This is a genomic window from Cyanobium sp. Lug-B (assembly GCF_024345635.1).
In the GTDB taxonomy this organism is placed as follows: domain Bacteria; phylum Cyanobacteriota; class Cyanobacteriia; order PCC-6307; family Cyanobiaceae; genus Cyanobium; species Cyanobium minutissimum.
The window spans coordinates 20,159-46,507 of sequence record NZ_JAGQBM010000006.1 but is presented as its reverse complement, the minus strand read 5'-3'; the positions used below and the strand labels follow the sequence as shown (position 1 = coordinate 46,507).

Here is a 26,349-nt window from a genome sequence, read left to right as displayed (position 1 = left end):
AGCGGTCGGAGCGAACAGACAAGTTAGGGGACGCCCGCTGAAGGTCCCTGCCAGGAGACCCTGCTCCGAAATCCTGGGAGGCCTCCGATCCAGGCGATTCCCCACCCACAACGATGCCGCCCCACCCGCAGCGACGATCACCGATGCATTGGCAGCCCCTGGGGGAGCGGAACCGACAGCCGGAGTGGATGGACCAGGACGGCATCGACGCCGCTGCCCACGGGCAGGCCCTCCAGGGTCTGCGACGGATCAATGCCATCAGCGGCGCCGTGGGGTGCCTGTTCAGGCCGGTCCAGGCCCTGGCCGTCGCCCTCGGCTCCGATCGGCCCCTGCGCATCCTGGATGTGGCCTGCGGAGGCGGCGACAACACCATCGCCCTGGCGGAACGCTGCCGCAGGAGCGGACTGGCCGTGCAGGTGGACGGCTGCGACCGCAGCGCGCAGGCGGTGGCCATCGCCAGCGGCCATGGCGCCGGCCCCCCGAAGGGCAGCAGCTTTTTCCAGGCTGATGTGCTGGTGGATCCCCTGCCGGCGGATTACGACGTCATGGTCTGCAGCCTGTTCCTGCACCATCTCGAGGACACCGACGCCGTCGAGCTGCTCCGCCGCCTGGGTCAGAGCAGCCGCCACCTGGTGCTGGTGAACGACCTGATCCGCAGTCCCCTGGGCTACGGGCTGGCCTGGGTGGGCTGCCGGCTGCTGAGTCGCTCGCCGATCGTTCATTTCGATGGTCCCGTGTCCGTGCAGGGGGCCTTCCGGGTGGACGAGGCCGTTGATCTGGCGGATCGGGCCGGCCTGCGGGGGGCCCGCCTGACGCGCCACTGGCCCGAGCGCTTCCTGCTCAGCTGGCGCCGTCCCGAGCAGGCGATGGAGACGCCATGACGGCTCCCCAGTGGGATGTGGTCGTGATCGGGGCCGGGCCCGCCGGGGCCCTGGCGGCCCACCAGCTCGCACGGCAACGGCTGCGGGTGCTGCTGGTGGAGAAGCGGGCCTTTCCCCGCTGGAAGGTCTGCGGCACCTGTCTCGACGGGGTGGCCCTCCGGGCCCTGGCCCGGGCCGGCCTGCCGGACCTGGTCGACCACCTGGGAGGCGTGCCCCTCACCCACCTGCACCTCGGACTGCAGCACCGTCAGCTGGAACTGGAGCTGCCCCTGGGCCGCTCCCTCTCCCGGGGCCGCCTTGACCTGGCCCTGGGCGAGGCGGCGGTGGCCGAGGGCGCGGTGTGGCGGACGGGCACCGCAGCCACGGTGGCCGGCCCCTGCCCCGGTGGCCGGGAGGTGCGGCTGCGCAGCGGCGGCGCCGCTGAAACCACCAGCGCCCGGGTGGTGCTGGTGGCCACCGGGCTGGGCAGCCCGGGACTGACCCCTGCCGTCGGGATCCGCCGCCGGGTCCAGCCACACTCCAGGGTCGGGGCCGGTTGCCGTCTGGAGACCGGGGCAAGAAGCTACGGCGGGGGCACGATCCACATGGCGATCGGCCGCCATGGCTATGTGGGACTGGTGCGCACCGAAACCGGCGCGACCAATCTGGCGGCCGCCTTCGATCGGGACCATCTGATCCGGACCGGTGGAGCGGCCGCCGCCGCCGCGGGCGTGCTGGCGGAAGCGGGCTTCGAGCCCGTTCCCGAGGCCCATGCCGCCGCCTGGCTGGCCACCCCGGCCCTCACCGCCCAGTGCTGGCCCCCGGCGGCCGAGCGGCTGTTGCTGCTGGGGGACGCGGCCAGTTACGTCGAACCGTTCACGGGGGAGGGGATGGGCTGGGCCCTGCTGGGGGCCCTGGCGGCGGTGCCCCTGGTCGTGCAGGGACAGCACCACTGGAGCAGGGAGCTCGAGCGGCAATGGGTTCGCCGGTACGGACGGCTGATCGGATCGCGCCAGCGGCTCTGCCGGGGCCTCGCCTTCGCCCTGCGCCGGCCTGGCCTCAGCCGCTGCGCCCTGGCGGCGGTGGAGCGCTGGCCGGCCCTGGCGGCGCCCTTCCTGCACCCCTTCGATGGCGCCGGGTTGAAGTCGCTGGTCCCCGAGCCATGTCCCTGACCATCCAGGGGCTGGGCACGGCCCTGCCTCACGAACGGATCGCCCAGGCCGATGCCGCCGCCATCGCCGCCGAGGTGGCCCTGCCCCACCAGATGCCCTCCCCAGGCCAGCGCCGCCTGCTGGAGACCCTGCACCGCCGCTCGGGCGTCACCAGCCGCCACAGCGTCCTGCTCCAGCCCCACGGCAGCGACCCCAGACAGACCTTCTTCGGGGCCACCAGCCCCGGCACCGGGGAGCGGATGCGGCGCTACGCCATCGAAGCACCACCCCTGGCCCTGCGGGCCGTCCAGGCGGCCCTGGCGCAGGCCCGGCTGCCCGCCGTGCGGATCACCCATCTGATCACGGTCTCCTGCAGCGGCTTCCATGCCCCCGGCGTCGACCTGGCCCTGATGGCCGCCCTGCCGCTGGACGCCGGGGTGGCCCGCACCCACGTGGGGTTCATGGGCTGCCACGGGGCGCTCAACGGTCTGAGGGTCGCCGCCGGGTTCACCGGGGCCCAGCCGGAGGCCTGCGTGCTGCTGTGCGCCGTCGAGCTCTGCAGCCTCCATCTCCAGTACGGCTGGGATGGGGAGCGGATCGTGGCCAATGCCCTGTTCGCCGATGGCGCCGCCGCGCTGGTGGTCACAGGGGAGCCGCCGGCGCCGGGGGGACCGGCCACGGCACCGCTGGGGCGGCTGATCGCCAGCGGCTCTCTGCTGGTGCCCGCCAGCACGGAGGCCATGTCCTGGGAGATCGGGGACCACGGCTTCGCCATGGGCCTCTCCCCGCAGGTCCCTGGCCTGATCGGCGAGCATCTGCGGCCCTGGCTGGAGGAGTGGCTGGCCACCCACGGCCTGAGCCTTGACGCCATCGGCTGCTGGGCCGTGCACCCCGGTGGACCCCGGATCCTCTCGGCGGTCACGAAGGGCCTGGATCTCGATCCAGGTCTGATCGAACCCTCGCGGTCGGTCTTGCGGGACTACGGCAACATGTCGTCCCCGACGCTTCTGTTCATCCTCGAACGCCTGCGGCGCAGCGGTGCGTCCGGGCCCTGCCTGGCCATGGCCTTCGGACCCGGGCTGTGCATCGAGGTGGCCCTGCTGGCATGAACCGGGCCCCGGGCGCCCGGGGGAAACGCCGGACGGGTCAGCCCCCCAGACGGCTGAAGTCGGCCAGCACCGAGGCCTGGTTGCGCAGCACCGCCAGCAGCCGCAGCCGGTTGCGGCGCACCTCGGGCTCGTCGCACAGCACCATGACGCTGTCGGGGCCATCGAAGAAGGCGGCCAGGGTGGTGCCGCTCTCCCCCAGCAGCCGGGCCAGCGGTTCGTAGCGGCTGGTGCCACTGGCGGCCGCATGGACCCCCAGCCGTTCCAGCACCGCCAGCACGGCCGCCTCGCTCGGAGAAGCGAAGAACGCCGGATCCACCACCCCCTGGGGGTTGACCTGATCCGCCGCCAGGTCGGCCTGCTCCGCCAGCCGGGAGGCCCGCTGCACCACCGCCTGCACCAGGGGCAGGCTGCCTTCGCTGCGCAGGCGCCGCAGCAGCTCCACCCGGGCCCGGGCATCAGCCGGGTCCCGCAGCAGCCGCTCCAGGGAGACGCCATCGCCGGCCACCGCCTGGACCAGATCGGCACCGAAGCCCTCCTCCTCCAGCAGGCTGGCCAGCCGCTGGCGCAGGAAGTCGAGCAGGTCGGCGGCCAGGGTCAGGGGCTGCACCGCCAGCTCGGGCAGCAACGGCTGCCAGTGGGCCGTGGCCTCGGCCATCAGGGCCACCAGGTCGAGCGACCAGTCCCGATCCCAGAGGATCTGCAGCAGTCCGTTGCCCGCCCGGCGCAGGGCATAGGGATCGGAGGAGCCGCTGGGCCGCTCGCCCCTGGCGAAGATGCTGAGCAGCAGCTCCAGCCGTTCCGCCAGGGCCAGCACCGCCCCCGCCTCGGAACCCGGCAGGGCGTCACCGGCACCGCGGGGCTGGTAGTGCTCCAGCACCGCCAGGGCCACGGCGCGGGACTCGCCCTCCGCCAGCAGGTACTTGGCCCCCATCACCCCCTGCAGCTCCGGGAATTCCCCCACCATCTGGCTCACCAGATCGTGCTTGCACAGGGGGGCGGCCCGCCGGGCGGCCACGGCGGCGGTGTCAGCCAGCGGCAGGCGACGGCAGAGCCGATCCGCCAGCCAGGCCAGGCGCTGGCTGCGGTCGGCCAGGCTGCCGAGCCCTTCGGCGAACGTGACCCGATCGAGGGCCTCGACCCGCTCGGCGCTGCTCTGGCGGCGATCGGCCGCCAGGAAGAAGGCCGCGTCCGCCAGCCGCGCCCGGAGCACCCGCTCATTGCCGCGCCGGATCGTGTCAGCGGCGGCCACCAGGCCGTTGGACAGACACAGGAAGCGGGGCATCAGGGCCTCGCCGGCCTCCAGGGCCAGGGGATCGGCCGCGGCGTTCGCCAGGCGCAGGGGCACGTAGCGCTGGTGGGAGCGCATCACGGTGCTGAGCACCTCCGGGGGGAGGGCCAGGTAGTCGGTGTCGATGGAGCCCTCGATCAGGCGGGGGGACTCCACCAGGTCGACCAGTTCATCGAACAGGGCCTCCGGCAGATCCAGCTCGGCTCCTGCCGCTGTCGCCCCCGCCTCCAGGGCGGTGCGGATCGCGGCACCCCTGGCCTCCCGGTCGACCTGGACATCGGCCGCCTCCAGGGCGGCGGCGTAGCCCGCGGCGGAGGGAATCGTCACGGTCCCGGGATGGAGGCGATGCCCGCGGCTGAGGCGGTCGCTGGCCAGGGGCGGATCGACGTCGCTGAGCGCCACCGGCACCACCGCCTCATCGAGCAGCGCCACCAGCCAGCGCAGGGGCCGGCTGAAGCGGCCATCACCGGCGCCCCAGCGCATGAAGCGCCGCCCCTGCAGGGAACGGATCCAGCCAGGGATGCAGCCGGCCAGCACCTCGGCGGTGGGGCGGCCGGCCTCGGTGGTGCGGGCGAAGACGAAGGGGCCCTTGTCGGTGTCGCGGATCTCCAGCTGGTCGGGGCTGCAGCCGCAGCGCCGGGCGAAGCCCATGGCGGCCTGGGTCGGCTGGCCATCGCGGAACGCCTGCTGGGCCGGCGGACCCTTGCGGTCCTCGACCAGATCCTCCTGCTGGCGGGGCAGGCCGGTGACGGTCACGGCCAGGCGCCGGGGGGTGCCGCCGGTTCGGATGGCGTCGCAGGCGAGGCGGGCTTCCTGCAGGTCGCGGGCCACGATCGCCTGCAGCTGGGGCTGGGCCAGGCGCACGAAGTCGGCCGGCAGTTCCTCGGTTCCGATCTCCAGAAGAAAGGTGGCCATGCAGGGGAGCGGGCAGAACGCGACTGTATGCAAAGGAGGGAAACGGCCGGAACCTCCGGCGGGGCGCCCCGTCCCGTTCGCTAGTTTCAGTTCAGATACCCGTCCCCATGCCGATGTCCTCGACGACGGTCGCCGACAGCACGTCGCTCCCATCGGCTCCCCCCGCCAAGCCCCCCACCAAGCAGGAGGCACTCAAGGCCGGCAGCGGCCACCTGCACGATCCCCTGGCGGGCGAACTGGGCAACGATCTGCCCAGCTTCACCGATCCTGCCGTTCAGATCCTCAAGTTCCACGGCAGTTACCAGCAGGACGACCGGGACAAACGTCGCAAGGGAGCTGACAAGGACTGGCAGATGATGCTGCGGCTGCGCAACCCCGGCGGGCGCATCCCCACCTCCCTTTACCTGGCGCTCGATGCCCTCGCCGACCGGCTGGGCAACGGCACCCTGCGGATCACGACGCGCCAGGCCTTCCAGATGCACGGGGTCCAGAAGACCGATCTCAAGGAGGTGATCGGCGGCATCGTGCGGGCCCTGGGCTCCACCCTCTCGGCCTGCGGGGACATCAACCGCAACGTGATGGCCCCGGCCGCTCCGTTCGAGCGCGATGGCTACCCGGAGGCCCGCCTGCTGGCCGATCAGATCGCCGACCTGCTGGCCCCCCAGGCCGCCGAGGGCTCCTATCTCGACCTCTGGGTGGACGGGGACCTCAGCTACCGGATCAAGCCCAAAGGGCCCGTGAAGAAGGCGCGCAGGCTCCAGGAGAGCGGTCCCGTGTTCAGCGGTGACGCGGCCGAACCGCTCTACGGCTCCACCTACCTGCCGCGCAAGTTCAAGGTGGCCGTCACGGTCCCCGGGGACAATTCGGTGGACCTGCTGACCCAGGACATCGGCCTGGTGCTGTTCAGCGACCCCTCCGGCCGGCCCCTGGGCTGCAACGTCTATGTGGGCGGTGGCATGGGGCGGACCCACAACAAGGAGGAGACCTTCGCCCGCACGGCCGATCCCCTCGGCTACGTGGCCGCCGCCCATGTGCTGGAGCTGGTGCAGGCGATCGTGGCCCTGCAGCGCGACCACGGCGACCGGGAACAGCGCCGCCACGCCCGGATGAAGTATCTGATCCACGACCGGGGGGTGGACTGGTTCCGCACCGAGCTGGGCCGCTACTTTCCCCATCCGATCAAGGGGATGCGGCGGGAGCCCCCCGCCGTGCTCACCGACTACCTGGGCTGGCACCGCCAGTCGCCGGGCCTCTGGTTCGTGGGCCTGCCGGTGCTGTGCGGCCGCCTGCAGGGGGAGCTCAAGAGCGGCCTGCGCCGTCTCATCGAGACCTACCAGCTGGAGGTGCGGCTCACCCCCAACCAGGACCTGCTGCTCTGCAACATCGGCAGCGCCCAGCGGGGGTCGGTGCGGGAGGGTCTGGCGGCCCTCGGCCTCACCGCCCCCGAGGCGCCGGCGCCCCTGGCCCGCCATGCCCTCGCCTGCCCCGCCCTGCCCCTGTGCGGCCTGGCCATCACTGAAGCCGAGCGGATCCTCCCCGGGGTGCTCGATCGCCTCGAGGCCCTGCTGGAGCGGCTGGAGATCAGCAAACCCCTGCTGGTGCGCATGACGGGCTGCCCCAACGGCTGCGCCCGCCCCTACATGGCCGAGATCGGTCTGGTGGGCAGCGCCGTCGACACCTACCAGCTGTGGCTCGGCGGCAGCCACGGCCTGACCCGGCTGGCCAGTCCTTATCTGGAGAAAATGCCCCTGGAGAAGCTGGAGGCCACCCTGGAGCCGCTGCTGGTGGCCTGGCGCGACGAGGGGGGGACCCGCAGCCGCTTCGGCGACTTCGTCGAGCGGATCGGCGCTGAACGGGTCGGCCAGCTGCTGGCCGCCGCCTGATGGGCCGCCCCTGCGCCGGCCCCATCCAGACTCTGCTGGGCTCCCTGCTCGGCACGGTGCTGGCGGGTCTGCTGCCGGGACCGGGGCAGGCCAGTGAGGCGGCGGAACGCCCGCGTGCGCCCCAGGCCCCGGTGCAGTATTTCCAGTCCGATCCCCTGGCCTGCCAGCCGGATGCCATCAGGGCCGCCTACAAGGCCCATCTGCAGCCCTTCGCCGACCAGAGCCCGGCGGTGCTGGCCAAACTGCGCCGCGTCCAGGACGACATGACCCTGGCCAGCCTCAAGCGCTGCGTCCAGAAGGGACTGCTGACCCGCCCCCAGGCCAGCGTGCTGTTCCGGGAACTGGGCCTGACCCTGCCGGGCACCGTGATCCCGGTGACCAGCGCCCCGGCACCCGGCACCGCTCAGCCGGCACCTTCCGCGGCACCGGCCACGCTTCCCGCGACGGCCCCGTAGAGCGCCTGCGGTTCGCCGCGGCGCCAGGCCCAGAGCTGGTCGCCGTGGCTGAAATGCCACCACTCGTTGGGGTGCTGGGCGAAGCCTGATTCCTCCATCACCGCCGCCAGCAGCCGGCGCCGCTCGTGCCAATCGGCGGCCTCGCTGCCGGGGGCGGCCTCCGCGTAATGCTCGGGCTCGGAGATGGCTCCGATCGCATCGATCTCGCCGCCCATGGCCAGCGGGCGTCCGCTGGCCTCGGCCAGGGTGAGATCCACCGCGGCCCCGGTGCTGTGGGGGGGCGGGGTGGCCGGATCGGCACTGGGTGGGGCCCAGAAGCGATCCACCTCCGCCGCCACGGCCTGCTGGGGGAGGCCGAAGGCCTCCGGGTCGAGGCCCCGGTCGCGGCAGGCCGCACGGAAGGCGTGGCGCACCATGAACGCCTGCACGGCGAGGGGTCGCCAGGCGTCGAAGATGGCCAGCCGCCACTGGGGCCGGTGCTGCCGCAGCCGCTCCTGGGCCCGCTCCAGCCGCTCGATCACCCCCCGGCGCAGCCGGAACGGGCTGGCCGCGGGGCCATAGGGCGCCCCCAGGGCCTGGTAGGGGTGGGGCTCCAGGCGCCACAGGCCCGGCGGCAGGTCCTCCAGGGGCTCGCCGGCATCGGCGATGGGGATCGGGCTCCAGGGGCGCAGGGGCGGCATGGGGGAGGCGGGCGCGGGTCGGACCGGTGGGCCCGGTGGTCTGGATCAATTCAACTGGGCCGCCTCCACCGAGCGGCGCCGCTGGGCCTCGAGGGCCCCGCGCAGGTGCGGGTGGCGGGCCAGGTCCGGGTCCTCCGCCAGGATCCGCCGTGCCGCCAGCCGCGCCTCCTCCAGCACCGCTCCGTCGTCGCTGAGGCTGGCCAGGGCCAGGTCCGGCAGGCCCGACTGGCGGGTGCCGAGCACCTGGCCGGGGCCCCGCAGCCGCAGGTCCATCTCAGCGATCTCGAAGCCGTCGCTGCTGCGGGCCAGCAGCTCCAGCCGCTGGCGGGCCATGGCGTTGTCGCCCTCGTGCAGCAGCAGGCAATGGGAGGCGGCGGCCCCCCGGCCCACCCGGCCCCGCAGCTGGTGCAGCTGGGCCAGGCCGAAACGCTCGGCGTGCTCGATCACCATCACGCTCGCCTCCGGTACGTCCACCCCCACCTCCACCACCGTGGTGGACACCAGCACCTGGGAGCGCCCCTCCTGGAAGGCGCTGATGGCCCGCTGCTTCTCCTCCCCGGTCATCCGCCCGTGCAGCAGGCCCACCGTGAGCTCGGGGAACACCTCCTCATCGAGGTGGCGGTGCACCTCCACGGCGGAGCGCAGGTCGAGCTTTTCCGATTCCTCCACCAGGGGCAGCACCACGTAGGCCCGCTGCCCCTGGGCCACCTCCTGGCGCACCAGTTCCCAGGCCCCCGCGCGCTCCGATCCCCGCAGCAGGCGGGTGCGGATCGGGGTGCGGCCCGGCGGCAGCTCATCGATCTGGCTGAGGTCGAGGTCGCCGTGGATCGAGAGGGCCAGGGTGCGGGGGATGGGGGTGGCGGTCATCGTCAGCAGGTGGGGCTGGAGCCCCTTGGCCAGCAGCCGATTGCGCTGCCGCACCCCGAAGCGATGCTGCTCATCCACCACCACCAGGCCGAGTCGGTCGAACTGCACCGGATCCTCGAGCAGGGCGTGGGTGCCCACCAGCAGCTTCACCTGGCCGTTGACCAGGTCCTGCAGCACCTGGCGGCGTCGGCGGGCGGGGGTGGAGCCGGTGAGCAGCTCGATGCTGACGTCGAGCTGGGGCAGCCAGCCGGCCAGCTTGTGGAAGTGCTGGGCCGCCAGCACCTCGGTGGGTGCCATCAGGGCCCCCTGACAGCCGGCGGCAATGGCCCCCAGCAGGGCCGCCAGGGCCACCACCGTCTTGCCGCTGCCCACGTCCCCCTGGACCAGCCGGGCCATGGGCTGGGGGCGCTCCATGTCGGCGCGGATCTCCGCCAGCACGCGGCTCTGGGCGCCGGTCAGGGGGAAGGGCAGCAGGTCGAGGAAGCGGCTGACCAGGTCCTCGCCGCCGCTGGGCAGCAGCAGCGGCGGGGCCGGAGCGCGGCGCAGGCGCTCCCGCCGCTGCCCCAGGGCCAGCTGCAGCAGCAGGAACTCATCAAACACCAGGCGCCGGCGGCAGCGCTGCAGCTCCTCCCGGTCGGCGGGCCGATGGAGCCCCAGCAGCGCCTCACCGCGGCGCGCCAGGCCCAGCTCCAGGCGCAGGGGCTCCGGCAGGGGATCGGGCCAGCGGCTCGCCGCCGGCAGCACCGCGGCGATGGCCCGGGCCAGGGTCTCGCCGCTGAGCCCCTCGGTGAGGGCGTAGACGGGCACGAACCGGCCGATCCGCTCCGATCGCACCGGCGCTCCGGGGGCCTCCAGCACCTCCAGCAGCGGGTCGGCGAAGCAGGGGCCGTAGGGGCTGTCCTTGACCAGGCCGCTGACGGCCACCGTGGCCCCCACCGGGTAGAGCCGCTGCTGGGCCTTGAGCCAGCCCGGGCTGCTGAAGCGGCGGCCGGCGAAGAAGCGCGTCACCCGCAGCCGGCCCGTCACGTCCTGCACCTGCAGCTCCAGGATCGCCAGGTTGGGGTTGCGGGGGCTGCCGAAGGCATGGCAGCGGCGCACCGTCGCCACGATGGTGGCGGTCCGCCCCGGCTCCAGGGCCGCGATCCGCACCAGGTGGGCGTAATCGAGGTAGTCGCGGGGGTAGTGGTGCACCAGGTCGCGCACCACCAGCAGGCCGAGGGCGGCGAGACGGGTGGCGGTCTTCACTCCGATGCCGGGCACCTCCGCCAGGGGCGTCGGGGGATCAAGCCCCCGGGGGCCACCGCCGTTCGGCACCGCCGCCGGTCCGGCGGGAGCCAGCCGCAGGCGTGGGGGACCGACGGGCCGCACCTCCTGCCGCCGGCGACGCAGCTCGTGCAGCGCCTGCCGCAGGCGCCGCACCAGGGTCTGGCGACCCGCCAGCGCCAGATCGCCGTAGCCGGCGGCGTCCCGGGCGAGGGCGGCCAGCTGCTGGCGCTCGGCGGGCTCGAGCCCCTCAGGCGGCACCGCCAGGGTGGTGGCGAGGAAGCCGCTGAACCGGTCGCGACGGCCCTGGAGATCGCCGAAGCCGGCTTCGGCCTCCAGGCGGCAGGCCAGTTGCAGGGGCGTGCACCAGCTCTCCAGGACCTCCGGCGACGGCAGCGCCGGTCCCTCCACGGAGGGGGGGCCGTTCAGTCGTTCGGAATCGATGGGGGGCGGATGTCCTGCAGCCAAAGCTGTTCGGCCTGATGGATCCGTAACCGCCGTTGCAGGCGACGGAACTGCTGGGCCATTCTGCGAACCTCCTGACGATGCTGCTGCAGCCGCCGCCGGCAGGTGCGCAGGCGGGGCTCCTCCAGCTCCAGATCGGTGGGCCGCAGCAGCACCGCCAGGGTCTGGGCCTGGGGGGCACGGGCGCCAGGGAAGGGCAGGGGCAGCCGCATCAGGTTGGCGGGGGCGGCCATGGTCTCGAGCTGGCCGGCCAGCACCGCATCCAGCAGGCTCACCGGCAGCAGGCTGCGGCTGACGCCGCCGCGCAGCAGCTCGACATTGACGGCGTGGGAGAGGTTGCGCAGGCGCCGGCCCAGAGCCAGCTCCATGCCGTCCATCCAGCGCAGCACCCGCTCGGGATCGTCAGGCAGTCGTCCCGCCTGCCACAGGGTGTCCGCCGGTTCCGGCCCGGACCCTCCCGGGGTCCCGTCCGGGGCGTCATCTTCGGAATCCGCCTCGGAGTCCTCATCGGGATCCTCGTCAGGGTCCTCGGGCTGGGCGCCGTCCCGATGCTGCGGAGGCCCGTCGTCCGGATCGCCCCGCCGCCCTTCGTCTCGGTCCGGCGGGGGGGCCTCGCCACGGCCCAGGGGCCCCCAGAGGAAGGATCCGCCGGCCAGGGGCGGGGCGAAGGCGATCTGCACCGAACCGGGCGGCAGGGGCTCCGGCTCCCCGGCCCCGCCGTCCCCCTCCCAGGTGAGTTCCTCCAGCAGCTGCTCCCGCTCATGACGGTCGCGCCGCTGGCGTTCCCGGGAGATCTGGGCCGCCAGGATCACCAGCTGCTCCACCGTGAGCAGGCTGCAGCACCGTCCCACCAGCTCCTGGATCTGGCCATGCAGCAGGCGCCGGCGCTCAACCGGAAGCTCGCTGTAGCGCAGCGGGTGGACCTGGGTGGCGAGATGGAAGCAGGCCTGGCGGACCTGCTGGGGCAGCACCTGGCGCAGCACCTGCAGGTACAGGGCGACGTGGCGGTAGAGCTCCGGGTTCGACTGACTCAGCCGCCGGGACAGGGCCTGGAGCTGACCCGGCAGATCGATCGAATCGGACGGGTCGCTCAACGGCTCCGGCTCAGGCCGCCTTGCCCATCGCCGCCACTTCGGCGGCGAAATCCGACTGCTCCACCTCAATGCCCTCGCCGAGGGTGTAGCGGGTGAAGCGGCGCACGCGGATGTTCTCGCCGGTCTTGCCGGCGGCCGACTTGACCATCTCACCCACGGTCACGGTGTTGTCGCGGATGAAGGGCTGGTCCATCAGGGCCAGTTCCTTGAGGCGCTTGCCGATGCGCCCCGCCACGATCTTCACCTTCATCTCCTCCTTCTTGCCGGCGAGATCGTCGCGACCCATCTCGATGGACTTCTCGCGCTCCGCCACTTCGGGGGGGATGTCGTCGGTGCTGACGTATTCCACGTTGGGGCAGGCGGCGATCTGCATCGCCACGTTGCGCACCAGCTCCTGGAAGAGTTCACCGCGGGCCACGAAATCGGTCTCGCAGTTCACCTCCACCAGAACGCCGACGCGGGCACCGGTGTGGATGTAGCTGCCGACGGCCCCTTCGGCCGCCGTGCGGCCGGCCTTCTTCTCGGCGGTGGCAATGCCCTTCTGGCGCAGCCATTCGGCGGCCTTGGTGGCATCCCCGCCGGATTCGGTGAGGGCCTTCTTGCAGTCCATCATGCCGGCGCCGGTCTTGTCGCGCAGGTCCTTGACGAGCTTCGCTGTGATCTCAGCCATGGGGTGGGAGTGGGGGAGGTCGGGAGGGAGAGAACGGCTCAGGCGTCGTCGTCGCCGCCGCGCTGATCCTGCGCTCCATGGCGGCCTTCATTGATGGCATCCGCCAGCCGACCCAGCACCAGCTGGACGGAACGCACGGCGTCGTCGTTGCAGGGGATGGGAACGTCGCAGAGATCGGGGTCGCAGTTGGTGTCGAGCATCGACACCAGGGGGATGTCGAGCTTGCGGCACTCGAGCACGGCGTTGGTCTCGCGGCGCTGGTCCACCAGCACCACCACATCGGGCAGCCGGCGCATGTTCTTCAGACCGCCGAGGTACTTCTGCAGGCGGTCGAGTTCACGACGCAGCACGGCAGCTTCCTTCTTGGGCCGCATGGCGATGGCGCCGGAGGACTCCATCCGCTCCAGGTCCTTGAGACGGTCGATGCGGGCCCGCATCGTGCTCCAGTTGGTGAGCATGCCGCCCAGCCAGCGCTGATTCACATAGGAGGCGCCGCAGCGGGCCGCTTCCTGGGCGATGACCTCGGAGGCCTGCTTCTTGGTGCCGACGAACAGGAAGCGTTTGCCGCTGCGGGCGGCACTGCGGGTCCATTTGTAGGCGTTGTTCATGCAGACGGCGGTCTGCACGAGATCGATGATGTGGACTCCGTTGCGCGCGCAATAGATGTAGCGCGACATCTTGGGATTCCAGCGACGGGTCTGGTGTCCAAAGTGGGCACCAGCCTCCATCATCTCGGAGAGAGTGACGACAGCCATGGGGTTGGGGGGGTTTCGGGTTGGCCTCCACCTGCCAGGGATGCCGCGCCACAGGAAGGGCAGCGGATCACCCGAAACGTGCAGGTGTGCGGTGTTGGGGTTACCCCGTCAACCTACCAAATGGCCCTGCTGGCGGGCTTCGGCGTGGAGGGCCCGCACCCCGAAGCGGTTGAGGGGCAGCCGCAGCAGCTCCATCGCCAGGCCCGCCTGGCCACGGCGGATCAGCCAGCGCAGCAGGGGCCGCAGGCTGCGTTCATTGATCAGGCCGCCGAGGGTGAGCAGCTCCCAGAGCACCAGGTGCAGCCAGGTGTACTGGATGATGAAGCGCACCCGCCAGGTGGGGTGCTTGCGGTAGAAGACCAGACCCATCCGGGCCCGCTCCCGCTCCACCCGCACCAGATCGGGAATCTGCTCGAGGCTCAGGGGCGGATGCCAGTGGTACCCCACCGCCTCGGGGCAGCGCACCAGCCGCACGCCCATGCGGCGCAGCCGTTCGCCGAGTTCGAGGTCCTCCCAGCCGTAGAGACGGAAGCCGGTGTCGAACAGGCCCGACTGCTCCAGCACCCGGCGGTCGATCGCCACATTGCCGGTGGCGAAGTAGGCCCAGGAGAGGTCCCGCAGCTTGTGGGGCTCGGTGGTCGGGTCGTCAAAGTTGTGAGTGTTGATCACGGCGCCGTAGGTGAAGCAGAGCCGGTCGCCGCTCTCATCCCAGGACCGGGCCAGGGCTGTGGCGTGGTGCAGCAGGAACCGCTCCGTCACCACCAGGTCGCTGTCGATGAAGACGATCACATCGCCACGGGCCTCCTCCACGCCGCGGTTGCGCCCTTCGGCCGGACCGCCGTGGTCCTGGCGGATCAGCCGCAGATGGGGAAAGGCAGTGGCGTGGGCATCCAGCCAGCGCACCGTGTCGTCGGTGGAGCCGTCGTCAACGAGCACCACCTCATAGGCCTGCAGGGGGCCGCCGGTCTCCTGGCGCTCCAGGGCCTGCAGGCACTGGCGCAGGATCGGCAGCCGGTTGTAGGTGGGGATGACGACGCTGATGAACATCGGGTGACGGTGTAAGGACCACGGTGGGGAGACCACGGTGGAGGGGCCATGAAAAAGGGGGGATCCGCAGCGAATCCCCCCGGTGCCGCCATGGCCGGACCGGTCCGGTCAGTCGGCGGCGCCGCCGTTGTTGGCCGTGCCGGTCACACCGTTGCCGGCCCCTTCACCGCGGCCGTCGTTGCGCAGCTTGCGCTTCTTGAACTTGCGGGCGTAGGCCCGGTTGCGCTCCTGCTTTTCCTTCTTGAGATTCCTGCGTTTCGACATAGGGGATGGGAGCCTTGAAAAGACTGGAAGATTCCACCCTACTCACCCGACCACGGCCTCCTGGGCCCAGAGCCGGCCGTCCTCCATCCGCACCAGGCGGTCGGCCACATCAAGGATGCGGGGATCGTGGGTCACCATCAGCACCCCGCAGCCCTCGTCGCGGGCCAGGCGCTGGAGCAGTTCCACCACCTCGCGGCCGGTGCGGCTGTCGAGGGCGGCGGTGGGTTCGTCGGCCAGGAGCAGGCGGGGGTGGGCGGCCAGGGCGCGGGCAATGGCCACCCGCTGCTTCTGGCCGCCGGAGAGGTCGTGGGGCAGCTTGCCCAGGTGATCGGAGAGGCCCACGGCCCGCAGCCATTCCCGTGAGAGGTCGCGGCGGGCGCGATAGCTCAGATCGGGCAGCAGGTCGGCCCCCATCTGCACGTTCTGCTCGGCGGTGAGGCAGCGCAGCAGGTTGTGGCCCTGGAAGATCATGCCGACGCTGCGTCGCAGCAGCTGGCGCTCATGGCGGCTGGAGCCGTTCAGCTCGCAGCCCAGCACCCGCACCGACCCCTCCATCACCTGCCGCAGGGCCCCCACCAGGGTGAGCAGGGTGGTCTTGCCGCAACCCGAGGGACCGGTGAGCAGCACCACCTCGCCGGGGTGGATCTCCAGGTCGATGCCCTGCAGCACCTGGCGCCGCATCGCGCCGGTGCCGTACCAGTGGCTGAGGCCCCGCACCGCGACCGTGGCGGGGCCATCGCCGCTGGTGGCGGCGGCTGGGGCGGTTCCGGGCAGGAGGGTGGTCATCGGTTCGGAAGCAGGCTCGGCTCAGAAGATGTCGGCCGGATCGGCGTCGCCCAGCTTGCGCATCGCCATCGCCGCCGATCCCATGCACATCACCAGGATCATCAGGAAGACGGTCATGGCCCGGTCGCCGGCCATCGCCACGGGCAGCTTGGTGGCGGCATGGATGGCGGCGTACAGCACCTGACCGGCGGCGTAGGCCGGCAGGTAGCCGAAGATCGCCAGCAGCAGCCCCTCACGGGCCACCACGCCGAGCAGGGTGAGCAGGCTGTACCCCATGGCCATCAGGGTGGCGTACTCCGGCAGGTGGTCGCTCACATCCGAGTAGAGGATCTGATAGACGATCACGCAGCCCACCACGAAGCCCATGGCGGCGCCGAGGGTGAAGATGAAGCCGATGGCGGTGCTGGTGCGCCAGTAGTCCATCTCCAGATCCAGGAAGCCCTGCTTGGTGAGCACGGTGACGTCCTCCGGCAGCAGGCGTTGCAGGCGCTGCACCGCCCGGGCGGGGTCGGCCCCGGGGCGCAGGCGGATCAGGCCCAGTTCGATGCTGCCCGGCGGCGTGTTGGGCAGCAGGCTGAGGAAGGTCTCCCGGCTGGTGAGGATGTTGCCGTCGGCGCCGAAGGAGGCCCCGGCGGTGAACAGGCCCGCCACCCTCAGGCGTTTGCCGGCCACTTCGCTCTCCACGGTGCGCCCCTCGCGGAACCACTTGGCCACCGGACCGAACTCGTCCCGGGACTGGTCATCGAAGAGCACCCGGCCCTTCTGGGTGAGGCGCGGCGCCATGGCCGTCACGGCCGGGTCGATGAACAGGGGATCCCGGGGCTCGAACCCCAGGGCCAGGATCGAGCGCGTGCCCTTGGTCTGGGGGTTGCGCCAGAGCAGCAGGTTCCAGTGGACCGGTGTGGTGCCGGTCACGTCCGGATCAGCCATCGCCTGCACCAGACGACGCTGGGGGAAGCCGGCCATGCTGATCGAGCTCTTGGTGCGCGGGCTGAGCAGCACCAGATCGGTGTCGAACAGCTTGTGCACCGTGACGCTGGAGTCGAACAGGGCGTCGCGGAAGCCCAGCTGCATGAACATCAGGATCCCGGCGAAGGTGATCCCGGCCAGGGCCACCGCCAGGCGCATCGGCTGGCGGGTGAGCAGCAGCCAGGCCAGCGGGATGCGGCGTCCCTGCCAGAGGGTCATGGCTGCATGCGGGCGATGACCTTCAGGCCGCTGAGGTCGGCCACCCGGGCTCCATCCTGGGGATCGAGACGCACCCGCACTTCGACGACGCGGGCATCGGCATCGCCGGTGGGATCGGTGGAGAGCACCTCCCGCTGGCGGACCTGGGGACTGATGCGCCGCACGGTGCCCCGGAGCGTGCCGTCGAAGCCGCCGTTCTCGCTGGTCAGGGTGACGGCCTGGCCGACCCGGACCCGGTCGATGTCGCTCTCGTAGACCTCCACGGAGGCCTCCATGCGGTCGCTGGCCCCCAGCTCGAGGATGCCCTTGTCGCCGGGTCGTTCGCCGACGCGGGACTGGATGCGCAGCACGGTGCCGTCGATCGGGGCCCTCAGTTCGGTGTTGACCAGATCGGTGCCGGCCTTGACCAGGGAGGCCCTGGCCTCCTGCAGCTGGCCCTGGAGCTCGAGCGTGCGCTGCTCCAGCACATCCAGGTCGGCGGCGGAAAAGGCACCGTCACTGGCCAGGCGGCGGTAGCGCGCCAGGTCCCGGGTCTGGATCGTGAGGCGGCGGCTGAGGTTGGCGATCCGGGTGCGGATCAGCTCCAGCTCCGCCCGCTGCAGCGGCTGGTTGTCGAAGCGGGCCAGCAGCTGGCCGGCCCGCACCCGGTCGCCCTCCGCCACCAGCAGCTCGGTGATGCGGGGGCTGCCGCCGATGCCGGTGATCGGCGCCGCCAGGACGCGGACGTCACCGTCGGGCTCCAGCTGCCCCAGGGCCGCCACGGCCTCCACCGGCGCCGGCGGCCGGGCGACGGCGGCCGCCGGGGGTCTGGCGGGCTGGAGACGCTGATACAGCACGACACCTCCCACCACCAGGCCGACCACGCCGGCAACGATCAGGCCGTTGCGGAGGGGACCGGTGGGTCGTCGAAGAGCAGGTCCTCGATGTAGCGGTCGGCCCACTGGGGGTTGAAGGCCTTCTCCAGCACCCTCCGGGTCTTGTCGTTTTGTTTCTGTTGCTTGCAATACCTCAGCTGCCCGCGCCATCGCGCAACCGTAGCTGGATCGTCAGGAGCTTGGGAAGGGCTGGTCGCGGCCGCTGCCGCCAGCACGCCGAGGAAGGTGGCCACCTCCTCGACGAACCCCCGCTCCTCCGCCTCCGACTCCGGCCGCACGAACAGGACGTGGGGGGAGAAGATCGAGCCCCAGGGGGGCAGCTCGCGCACCTGGGCGAAGGCGGGCCGGTCGCGACCGGCCAGGGCCTCGGAGATGGGCTCCGGCAGGGTCTCCCCCACCGGCGAGAGGTCGACGATCGCGGCGCTCACCCCGCCCCGACCCGCGACGATGTCGGCGCCGAACACCGGCAGGTCGTGGCGGGGGTCGGGGAAGAAGACGCAATGGAGGATCTGCAGCCCGGCCCCGAGGCGCGCCGTTTCCAGGTGCAGCTTGCGCAGGCCCCGGCAGCGATGCACCTCGTTGCGGATGAACAGGGCATCCCCGTCCAGGCTGCCGCTGATCGCCTCCAGTTCGGGGTCGATCGCCAGGGGGGCCAGATCCGGCAGAGCGTTGCGACAGAGCCGGATCCGCTCCGCCAGGGCATCCACCAGGGGATGGATGCCACCGTCGACGGCCGGAGCGACCTCACCCATGGACACGGCGTCACAGCAGAATGCGGATCCTGCCATGCATCCGTGAGCGATTCCCTGGGTTGTTGCGGGTCCTTGCTGCCCGGTCTGGCCGCCCCCGTCAGCCACACCCTCGCCAACGGGGTCGAACTGGTGCAGCTCGACCTGCCGGATGCCCCCCTGGTCTGCCTGGATTTCTGGTGTCGCGCCGGCAGCGCCTTCGAGGGGCCCTCGGAGAGCGGCCTGGCCCATTTCCTCGAGCACATGGTGTTCAAGGGCAGCGACGGGCTGGCGGCCGGGGAGTTCGACCGCCGCATCGAGGCCCTGGGGGGCAGCAGCAACGCCGCCACCGGCTTCGATGACGTCCACTTCCACGCCCTGATGCCGCCGGAGGGGGCGGCCGAAGCCCTCGATCTGCTGATGGATCTGGTGCTCCAGCCCCGGCTTGACCCCGACAGCTTCGCCATGGAGCGGCAGGTGGTACTGGAGGAGCTGGCCCAGAGCGAGGACCAGCCGGAGGAGGTGGCCCTGCAGCGGCTGCTGTCCCTGGCCTGTCCCGACCACCCCTATGGACGGCCGATCCTGGGGCGGCGCCAGGAGCTGCTCGACCATGACCCGGCCGCCATGGCGGCGTTCCACCGGCGCCAGTACGCCGCCGGCCGCTGCGTGCTGTCTCTGGCCGGGGCCGTCGGCGACGGCGCCCTGATTGAGCGGGCCGCGAGCGGTCCACTGGCCTCCCTGGCGGCGAGCGACGTGCCGATGGTGCCGGCGGAGCTGCGGGTCACCCCGGGGCTGCATCGGCTGGCGGTGCCGCGGCTCGAGGCCGCCCGGCTGCTGATGCTGTGGTGGCTGCCGCCCGCCGCCGATCTGGAGGCCATGGCCGGGGCCGACCTGGGCACCACCGTGCTGGCGGAAGGGCGCCGCAGCCGCCTGGTGGAGCGACTGCGGGAGCAGCTGCAGATCGTGGAGAGCATCGATCTGGATCTCCATGCCATGGAGGGCGGCAGCATCGCCCTGCTGGAGGCCGTCTGCGATCCCGAGGAGCTGGGGGAGGTGCGGCAGGCCATCGATCAGGTGTGGCAGGAGCTCCGCCAGGACGTCCTGGGTGCGCAGGAATGGGGGCGGGCCCGGCGCCTTGTCGCCAACGGCTACCGCTTCTCCCTGGAATCCCCCGGCGGCGTGGCCTCCCTGATCGGCAGTGGCCGCCTCTGGGGCCGGCCCCAGGCTCTCGGCCATCCCCTGGAACTGCTGGAGCGCTGGTCGCCGGAGCGGCTCCAGGAGCAGATGCTGCCGCTGCTGGATCCGGCCCGGGCCTGCGTGCTCGAGGCGGTGCCGGCATGAGCATCGCCCCACCCCCCGGCAACCACCCCCCCGGCAGGCCCACGCCTGGCAGCCCCCCGACCGGCGGCGAGGACAGCCGCACCCTGGAGGGCGGCCTGCCACTGCGGGTCCTGCACCGACCCGGACCGGCGATCCTGGCGGCCCGCCTGGCCATTCCAGGCGGCAGCGGCCATGACCCCGCCGGCGCCCGCGGCGCCCACCAGCTGCTGGCGGGCAGCATGACGCGGGGCTGCGGCGCGCTCGATGCCGAGGCCCTCGCCGACTGTGTCGAGGGGGCCGGTGCGGCCCTGCGGGTGGAAGCCCACGAGGATGGCCTGGTGCTGGCCCTGAAGTGCGCCGCCGACGACGCCACCACCCTGGTGCCCCTGTTGCTGGCGATGGCCCGGCGTCCCCGGCTCGCGGCCGACCAGGTGGCCATCGAGCGCCAGCTCAACCTGCAGCTGCTGCAGCGCCAGAAGGAGGACCCCTTCCAGCTGGCCCATGACCAGCTGCGCCGGCTGCTCTACGGCGACGGCCCCTACGGCCACGACCCGCTCGGGATCGAAGCCGAGCTGGCCGGCCTCGGGCCGGAGGAGCTGCGGCCCCTGGTGGAACGGCTCGGCAGCGACGGCGCCGTCCTGGTGCTCTGCGGCGATGCCCCGCCAGCCCTGGGGGAGGTGCTGGAGCGCGAGCTGGCGGTGGCGCCCTGGAGCACCCGCCCGCCCCGGCTCCGGCCCTTCGACGGCCCGCCGCCGGCCACCGGCCACCACGCCCAGCAGGTACAGGACACCGAGCAGGTGGTGCTGATGCTGGGGGCCGCGACCGTTCCCCTGGCCCATCCCGACGCCCTGGCCCTGCGGCTGCTGCAGGCCCACCTGGGCCTCGGCATGTCCAGCCGCCTGTTCGTCACGATGCGGGAGGAGCGCGGCCTGGCCTACGACGTCGGTGTGCACCTGCCGGCCCACAGCGGGGCACCGCCGTTCGTCATGCACCTGTCCACCTCGGCTGAGCGCGTGGCGGAGGCCACCACCTGCCTGCTGGACGAATGGCAGCGGCTGCTGAGCGAGCGCCTCGATGAAAGCTCTCGGCTGCTGGCTCTGGCCAAGTTCCAGGGGCAGGACGCCATGGGGCGACAGACCTGCTCCCAGATCGCCGAACGGCAGGCCCTGGTGCTCAGCCACGGCCTGCCCGCCGACCACGTGCGCCGGGTGCTGGAGCGGGCGCCGAGCCTCGACGCCGAGGACCTGCGCGCCGCCGCCCGTCGCTGGCTCACCACCCCGTCCCTGAGCCTGGTGGGCCCGGCACCGGCCCTGGAGCGGGCGCACCGGGCCTGGCTCGACCACGACCTCAGCCGTCGGCCGGAGCGGGCTCCAGATCCGTCGCGTTGATCAGGAAGGTGCCGCGGCGGAAGCGGATGGCCCGCAGATCCAGGGCCCTGATCTCCACCACGCGCCCCACCTCCCCGGGATCCACCAGGTCCGGCGGGCGCAGCATCGGCATCGGGTCGGCGGTCTTGAGGTAGCGCAGCGGCTGGCGCAGCCGCACCGCATCCCCCAGGTGGATCTCCACCGGCGGATCCGGCGGCGCCGTCGCCTCGGGGGTCGCCTCGGGGGTCGCCTCGGGAGTCGCCATGGTGGCCGCCTCGGGGGCGGACGGCTCGGTGGGGGTGGAATCCGGCATCGGGGCGGGGGGTCCGGCGCTTCGGGTGCCCGGCGGGCGGGCGGGGGGGGCCCTTCTCAGCCGAACCTAGCTGCAGCAGGATGGGCGCCAGCCATGGACGGTGCATTGCGGGCCCTTGCCACCTGGAGCGGAGCGATCGCCGGCCTGCTCCTGATTCTTGTCGGCGGTCTGGTGCCGGCGGCCTTTCCGGTCCATGAGGCGACGGGCTGGGCCGTGCGTCCGCTCGGCATCACCCTGCAGGTGCCGGCCCTGCTGCTGACGGCCCTGGTCTGCGGCCCCCGCAGTGCCACCCTGGCCGCCGTGGCCTATCTCAGTGTCGGTCTGTTCCAGCTGCCGGTGTTCCACGAAGGGGGCGGCATCGGCTACCTGCTCGATCCGGGCTTCGGCTACCTGGCGGGCTTCCTGCCGGCCGCCTGGATCACCGGCAAGCTGGCCCGCCAGCCGGGCATGGACGACCCCCTCACCCTGGCCGGCGCCGCCGCCATCGGTCTGGTGGTGCTCCATCTCTGCGGCCTGGCCAACCTGCTCCTCGGCAGCCTGGCCGGCCGCTGGGGCGGCGGCACCCTGACGCTGGTGGTGGGCTACAGCCTGGCCCTGCTGCCCCAGCTGCTGCTCTGCTGCTCCGCCGGCGTCCTGGCCTGGCTGCTGCGCCGTCTGCTGCTGGTGCCCTCGTGATGGCGCGAACGCTGCGACCGCGGCTGGCCCCCCTGCTGCTGGCGGCCCTCGCTGTGGGGCTGGATCAGCTCAGCAAACGCTGGGCCCTTGAGCACCTGGCCAGCGGCAGCATCCAGCCGCTGCTGCCTGGCCTGCTGCAACTGCAGCGCGTCAGCAACACCGGAGCGGCCTTCAGCCTTTTCGCCGGGGCCCCGAACCAGCTGGGTCTGGTGAGCGCCCTGGTGAGCCTCGGCCTGCTGTTCTGGATCCTCTGGCGTCCCCCCGCCGGCCTCTGGAACGTGCTGGCCCTCGGTCTTCTGCTCGGGGGCGCCGTCGGCAACGGCATCGACCGCTGGCGCCACGGGGCCGTGGTGGACTTCCTGGAGTTCGTCCCGATCCATTTCCCGATCTTCAACCTCGCCGACGTCGCCATCAACCTGGCCGTCGCCTGCTTCCTCATCGACCTGCTGCGACCCCATGCCGACCGCCATCCTTGAAGGGCTGGAGCAGAGGCTGCGGCCCCGGGGCCCCGGCCCCCGGCTCACGGTGCTGCGGCCCGGTCTGCCGGATCTGGAACAGCCCCTGCACGGCAGCGTCTACCGGATCGGCCGGGCCGCCGACAACGCCATCGTCATCGACCACACGGCGGTCAGCCGCCACCACGCCCTGCTGGAGAACCACGGCGGTCACTGGCTGCTGAGCGACGCCGGCTCCACCAACGGGCTCTGGTGGCGGGGACGGCGGGTGCGGGAGCTGGTGCTGCGGGAGGGGGACCGGGTGCGCTTCGGGCCCGCCGATCAGGCGGATCTGCCCACCCTCCTGTTCGAACAGGACGGCGGCACCCGGCTGGACCGATTGGCGGGCTGGGGGGCGCGGGTCGCGGTGGCCGTGGCCGGCGGCGGCAGCCTGCTGCTGGCCCTGTCCCTGCTGCAGGTGCCCACCCGGGGCAGCCTGGCGACGGTGCGGGGGCCCCTGCTCCTCTACGACCGCAACGACCGACCGGTGGCCTCCGTGGCCGATCGCAAGCGTCGCGAGCTTCCCGAGCTGGGGGCCTATCCGCCGCTGCTGATCGATGCCCTGCTGGCCAGCGAAGACAACCGCTTCTGGTGGCATCCGGGCGTCGACCCGATCGGCACCGCCCGGGCCCTGGTCACCAACCTCCTGGGCGGCCGGGTGCTCGAGGGCGGCAGCACCCTCACCCAGCAGATCGCCCGCAGCCTTTACCCGGAGCAGGTGGGGCAGGGGGAGACCCTGGGGCGCAAGTGGCGGGAGCTGCTGGTGGCCCTGCAGCTGGAGGCCCGCTTCAGCAAGGAGGAACTGCTGCTCAGCTACCTCAACCGGGTCTATCTCGGGGCGGTCTGGGGATTCGAGGACGCCTCCCGGCGCTTCTTCAGTCGCCCCGCCTCGGCGCTGAAGCTCGAGGAGGCCGCCCTGCTGGTGGGCCTGCTCCCCTCCCCGAACGGCTACGACCCCTGCGTCGATCCCGCGGCGGCCCTGGCCTCCCGCAACCAGGTGCTCGACAAGATGGCCGCCACCGGCCGGATCTCCGCCGACCAGGCCCGGCGGGCCCGGCGTCAGCCGATCCGGCTGGCCGCGGATGCCTGCCGTTCCGCCCAGCAGCGCGGGGCGCCCTTCTACACCGACCAGGTGCGCCGCGACCTGGAGAACCAGGTGGGCAAGGCCGTGGCCGCCGAGGGCAACTTCCTGATCGACACCCACCTCGATCCGCTGCTGCAGGAGCGGGTCGAGCTGCTGCTGCGCCAGCGCATCGACGCCAGCCGATCCCTGGGGGTGAGCCAGGGGGCGGTGGTGGTGCTCGACAGCCGCAGCGGCGGGATCCGCGCCATCGCCGGCGGCCGGGACTACCTGCAGAGCCAGTTCAACCGGGCCTCGATGGCCCTGCGCCAGCCCGGCAGCACCTTCAAGCTGGTGCCCTACGTCGTCGCCCTGGAGCGGGGCGCCCGGCCCGGGGACCGGGTCGGCTGCGGGCCGCTGGACTGGGGCGGCCAGCACTTCAGCAGCGGCTGCGGCGGCAGCCTCAGCCTGCGCCAGGCCATGGCGATCAGCAGCAACACCGCCGCCCTGCGGCTGGCCCGCAAGGATGGGCTCGATGCCGTTGTCAGCAAGGGCCGGGACCTGGGCTTCACCAGCCCCCTGGCGCCGGTGCCGGGACTGGCCCTGGGCCAGAGCGAGGTGACCCTGCTGGAGCTCACCGCTGCCTACGCCGCTGTCGCCGCCGATGGACTCTGGCGGGCCCCGACCACGATCCGGCGACTCACCGACGCCGAGGCCTGCCCCGCCCCCCGGACGGGGGGGGCGCCGGGCGGGGCCGATTGCCGGGCCTCCGCCGGCAGCTCCAGGGCCGTCAGCAACCCGGGACGGCGGGTGATGAGCCCGGCCACCGCCAAGGCGATGCGGACCCTGCTGGAGGCGGTGGTCAGCGGCGGCACCGGCAGCGCCGCCTACGTGGGCGCCGGCAGCTGGGGCAAGACCGGCACCACCAACGAGGGCCGGGACCTGCTGTTCGTGGGCTACGCCCCCCGGCGCCAGTGGGTGATCGGCATCTGGCTGGGCAATGACGACAACAGCCCCAGCGCCGCCAGCAGCGCCCTGGCGGCCTCCCTGTTCGGCGAGATCGTGCGTTCCGCACCGCCGGGACCGTGAAACTGCCGCCGCGGCTCTGGATCTGGGTCTTTCTGGGTCTGCTGGTGCTGGTGGTGCTGGGCCTGGTGCTGCAGGCGATCCAGCAGCTGCAGTGGACCCTGAGCACCTGGCTGCCCTACTGGATGGTGGGGCCGCTGATGCTGATCCTGCTGGCGGCCCTGGCGGTGGCCCTGGCCCAGGTGGGCTGGCCCTGGCTGCGGCGGCTGCGGCAGGGCGGCACGATGGGCCCCGGGAAATCCGCCCCGGCGGCGGTCCCCTCCAGCCGCCGGGAGGCGGCCCAGCGGAACCTGGGCGCCATCGACCGCACCCTGGCCCAGGTGCGCGACGCGGTGGAGCGGGAGGCCCTGCGCCAGGAACGGCAGCGGATGGAGGCGGAGCTGGAGCGCGGCGACCTGGTGATCGTCGTGTTCGGCACCGGCTCGACCGGCAAGACCTCCCTGATCCGGGCCCTGCTGCGGGAGCTGGTGGGGGAGGTGGGGGCACCGATGGGTTCCACCACCGCCGCCAGCCGCTACCGACTGCGGCTGCGGGATCTGAGCCGGGCCGTGATCCTGGAGGACACCCCGGGCATTCTCGAAGCGGGCCGCCGGGGCCGGGAACGGGAGCGCCTGGCCCGGGAGCTGGCCGCCCGGGCGGACCTGCTGCTGCTGGTGCTGGACGGCGACCTGCGCGCCAGCGAGCTGGAGGTGTTCGAGGCCCTGGCGGGGCTGGGCAAGCGACTGCTGGTGGTGCTCAACAAATGCGACCTGCGCGGCGAGGAGGAGGAGCGTCGCCTGCTGGCGCTGCTGCGGCAGCGCACCGCCGCGCGCCTTGGTCCCGAGGATGTGATCCCCGTCAGCGCCGCCCCCCAGAGCGTGCCGATGCCAGGCGGCCGGCCGCTGCAGCCGGAGCCGGAGGTGGAGGCCCTGCTGCGCCGCATCGCCGCCGTCCTGCATGCCGACGGGGAGGAACTGATCGCCGACAACCTGCTGCTGCAGTGCCGTCGCCTCAGCCAGGCCAGCCAGGATCTGCTCGATCGCCAGCGCCGCAGCGATGCGAGCACGATCGTCGACCGCTACATGTGGATCGGCGCCGGGGTGGTGATGGTGACGCCGCTGCCGGGCATCGACCTGCTCGCCACCGCCGCGGTGAACGCCCAGATGGTGGTGGAGATCGGCCGGGTCTATGGCGTCAGCCTCAGCCGAGAGAGCGCCCAGGATCTGGCCCTGTCGGTGGGCCGCACCCTGGCGGGACTGGGCCTGGTCAAGGGGGGAGTGGGCCTGATCACCTCGGCCCTGAGCCTCAACCTGCCCGCCCTGGTCGTCAGCCGGGCGGTGCAAGCCGTCAGCGCCGCCTGGCTCACGCGGGTGGCCGGCCGCAGCTTCATCACCTACTTCCGCCAGAACCAGGACTGGGGGGATGGCGGACTGCAGGAGGTGCTGCAGCGCGAGTACGACCTCAACCAGCGGGAGGGGATGCTGCGCCGCTTCCTGGAGACGGCCCTCAGCCGGGTGGTGGAACCGCTGCAGCAGCGGCAGGCGCGGCGGCTGCCGCCACGCCCAGGGCCTCGGGGGGCGGGGGCTGGAGAGGACCGCGGGAATCCAGGACGGTGATCAGCACCAGGTAGGCCACCCCGATCAGGATCGAGAGGGCCCCGGTGAGGATCGCCACCCAGCGGCCGCGGCGGTCGGTGGCGGGGCGCGGCGGCG

The 26,349-nt window shown here is 72.5% G+C and carries 24 protein-coding genes; 11 read left to right on the top strand and 13 right to left on the bottom strand.

What is annotated here, in order from left to right; all coding sequences use genetic code 11:
- Positions 1-143: 143 nt before the first annotated feature.
- From KBY81_RS02660 to KBY81_RS02650, 3 genes are read left to right on the top strand one after another with little or no spacing between them, the layout of a single operon-like run.
- On the top strand, positions 144-881 hold the full coding sequence (locus tag KBY81_RS02660; protein WP_254975515.1) for a methyltransferase domain-containing protein: 738 nt from the start codon (positions 144-146) through the stop codon (positions 879-881).
- Complete coding sequence (locus tag KBY81_RS02655; RefSeq protein WP_254975514.1) at positions 878-2,032, top strand: NAD(P)/FAD-dependent oxidoreductase; 1,155 nt, start codon at positions 878-880, stop codon at positions 2,030-2,032. Before KBY81_RS02660 ends, KBY81_RS02655 begins: the two co-directional genes overlap by 4 nt.
- On the top strand, positions 2,023-3,120 hold the full coding sequence (locus KBY81_RS02650) for a type III polyketide synthase (protein WP_254975513.1): 1,098 nt from the start codon (positions 2,023-2,025) through the stop codon (positions 3,118-3,120). The genes KBY81_RS02655 and KBY81_RS02650 overlap by 10 nt, the downstream gene beginning before the upstream one ends.
- Before the next feature lie 37 nt (positions 3,121-3,157).
- On the opposite strand, the gene glyS is transcribed toward KBY81_RS02650, so the two are convergent.
- Positions 3,158-5,323, bottom strand: coding sequence for a glycine--tRNA ligase subunit beta (glyS, locus tag KBY81_RS02645; protein ID WP_254975512.1), 2,166 nt, complete (start codon positions 5,321-5,323; stop codon positions 3,158-3,160).
- A 113-nt stretch (positions 5,324-5,436) separates the two neighbouring features.
- On the opposite strand from glyS, the gene sir reads away from it, so the two are divergent.
- Together sir and KBY81_RS02635 are read left to right on the top strand one after the other, a co-directional pair.
- A complete protein-coding gene (gene sir, locus KBY81_RS02640) occupies positions 5,437-7,206 on the top strand; it encodes a sulfite reductase, ferredoxin dependent (protein WP_254975511.1) in 1,770 nt (589 codons plus the stop codon).
- Positions 7,206-7,661 carry a hypothetical protein gene (locus KBY81_RS02635; protein ID WP_254975510.1) on the top strand — a complete coding sequence of 152 codons (456 nt, stop codon included), beginning with the start codon at positions 7,206-7,208 and terminating at the stop codon, positions 7,659-7,661. Before sir ends, KBY81_RS02635 begins: the two co-directional genes overlap by 1 nt.
- On the opposite strand, the gene KBY81_RS02630 is transcribed toward KBY81_RS02635, so the two are convergent.
- From KBY81_RS02630 to KBY81_RS02580, 11 genes are all read right to left on the bottom strand, one after another.
- Positions 7,610-8,341 carry a M15 family metallopeptidase gene (locus KBY81_RS02630; RefSeq protein WP_254975509.1) on the bottom strand — a complete coding sequence of 244 codons (732 nt, stop codon included), beginning with the start codon at positions 8,339-8,341 and terminating at the stop codon, positions 7,610-7,612. The genes KBY81_RS02635 and KBY81_RS02630 overlap by 52 nt on opposite strands.
- A gap of 45 nt (positions 8,342-8,386) precedes the next feature.
- Positions 8,387-10,882: an ATP-dependent DNA helicase RecG gene (gene recG / locus KBY81_RS02625; protein ID WP_254975508.1), complete on the bottom strand. Its 2,496-nt coding sequence runs from the start codon at positions 10,880-10,882 to the stop codon at positions 8,387-8,389.
- Positions 10,883-10,896: 14 nt separating this feature from the next.
- Positions 10,897-12,030 (bottom strand): hypothetical protein, encoded by a 1,134-nt coding sequence (locus KBY81_RS02620; RefSeq protein ID WP_254975507.1) that lies wholly within the window; start codon positions 12,028-12,030, stop codon positions 10,897-10,899.
- Between the two features lie 10 nt (positions 12,031-12,040).
- On the bottom strand, positions 12,041-12,700 hold the full coding sequence (tsf, locus tag KBY81_RS02615) for a translation elongation factor Ts (protein ID WP_106219942.1): 660 nt from the start codon (positions 12,698-12,700) through the stop codon (positions 12,041-12,043).
- 38 nt (positions 12,701-12,738) lie between these two features.
- Entirely contained in the window at positions 12,739-13,455 is a 717-nt protein-coding gene (rpsB, locus tag KBY81_RS02610; RefSeq protein ID WP_015108141.1) for a 30S ribosomal protein S2, read from the bottom strand.
- 108 nt (positions 13,456-13,563) lie between these two features.
- The gene (locus KBY81_RS02605; RefSeq protein WP_254975506.1) at positions 13,564-14,502 is read right to left on the bottom strand and encodes a glycosyltransferase family 2 protein; all 939 of its coding nucleotides are present in this window, start codon (positions 14,500-14,502) and stop codon (positions 13,564-13,566) included.
- A gap of 108 nt (positions 14,503-14,610) precedes the next feature.
- Positions 14,611-14,766, bottom strand: coding sequence for a hypothetical protein (locus KBY81_RS02600; protein ID WP_011293689.1), 156 nt, complete (start codon positions 14,764-14,766; stop codon positions 14,611-14,613).
- A 42-nt stretch (positions 14,767-14,808) separates the two neighbouring features.
- Positions 14,809-15,552 (bottom strand): DevA family ABC transporter ATP-binding protein, encoded by a 744-nt coding sequence (locus KBY81_RS02595; protein WP_254975505.1) that lies wholly within the window; start codon positions 15,550-15,552, stop codon positions 14,809-14,811.
- Between the two features lie 21 nt (positions 15,553-15,573).
- Positions 15,574-16,740 (bottom strand): ABC transporter permease DevC, encoded by a 1,167-nt coding sequence (devC, locus tag KBY81_RS02590; protein ID WP_254975504.1) that lies wholly within the window; start codon positions 16,738-16,740, stop codon positions 15,574-15,576.
- Positions 16,737-17,603: an efflux RND transporter periplasmic adaptor subunit gene (locus KBY81_RS02585; protein ID WP_106219938.1), complete on the bottom strand. Its 867-nt coding sequence runs from the start codon at positions 17,601-17,603 to the stop codon at positions 16,737-16,739. The genes devC and KBY81_RS02585 overlap by 4 nt, the downstream gene beginning before the upstream one ends.
- Before the next feature lie 11 nt (positions 17,604-17,614).
- The gene (locus KBY81_RS02580) at positions 17,615-18,367 is read right to left on the bottom strand and encodes a phycocyanobilin:ferredoxin oxidoreductase (protein WP_254975503.1); all 753 of its coding nucleotides are present in this window, start codon (positions 18,365-18,367) and stop codon (positions 17,615-17,617) included.
- A gap of 72 nt (positions 18,368-18,439) precedes the next feature.
- Here KBY81_RS02580 and KBY81_RS02575 point away from each other — a divergent pair, with 72 nt between their 5' ends.
- A complete protein-coding gene (locus KBY81_RS02575) occupies positions 18,440-19,684 on the top strand; it encodes a pitrilysin family protein (protein WP_254975502.1) in 1,245 nt (414 codons plus the stop codon).
- On the top strand, positions 19,681-21,051 hold the full coding sequence (locus tag KBY81_RS02570) for a pitrilysin family protein (RefSeq protein WP_254975501.1): 1,371 nt from the start codon (positions 19,681-19,683) through the stop codon (positions 21,049-21,051). Before KBY81_RS02575 ends, KBY81_RS02570 begins: the two co-directional genes overlap by 4 nt.
- Here KBY81_RS02570 and KBY81_RS16585 read toward each other — a convergent pair.
- Positions 21,011-21,343 (bottom strand): DUF3148 domain-containing protein, encoded by a 333-nt coding sequence (locus KBY81_RS16585; RefSeq protein WP_315858465.1) that lies wholly within the window; start codon positions 21,341-21,343, stop codon positions 21,011-21,013. The genes KBY81_RS02570 and KBY81_RS16585 overlap by 41 nt on opposite strands.
- 93 nt (positions 21,344-21,436) lie before the next feature.
- On the opposite strand from KBY81_RS16585, the gene KBY81_RS02560 reads away from it, so the two are divergent.
- From KBY81_RS02560 to KBY81_RS02545, 4 genes are read left to right on the top strand one after another with little or no spacing between them, the layout of a single operon-like run.
- Positions 21,437-22,018 (top strand): biotin transporter BioY, encoded by a 582-nt coding sequence (locus KBY81_RS02560; RefSeq protein ID WP_181280005.1) that lies wholly within the window; start codon positions 21,437-21,439, stop codon positions 22,016-22,018.
- The gene (gene lspA / locus KBY81_RS02555; protein WP_106219933.1) at positions 22,018-22,494 is read left to right on the top strand and encodes a signal peptidase II; all 477 of its coding nucleotides are present in this window, start codon (positions 22,018-22,020) and stop codon (positions 22,492-22,494) included. The genes KBY81_RS02560 and lspA overlap by 1 nt, the downstream gene beginning before the upstream one ends.
- Positions 22,475-24,661 (top strand): transglycosylase domain-containing protein, encoded by a 2,187-nt coding sequence (locus KBY81_RS02550; RefSeq protein WP_254975500.1) that lies wholly within the window; start codon positions 22,475-22,477, stop codon positions 24,659-24,661. The genes lspA and KBY81_RS02550 overlap by 20 nt, the downstream gene beginning before the upstream one ends.
- Positions 24,658-26,253, top strand: coding sequence for a DUF697 domain-containing protein (locus KBY81_RS02545; RefSeq protein WP_254975499.1), 1,596 nt, complete (start codon positions 24,658-24,660; stop codon positions 26,251-26,253). The genes KBY81_RS02550 and KBY81_RS02545 overlap by 4 nt, the downstream gene beginning before the upstream one ends.
- Positions 26,254-26,349 lie beyond the last annotated feature (96 nt).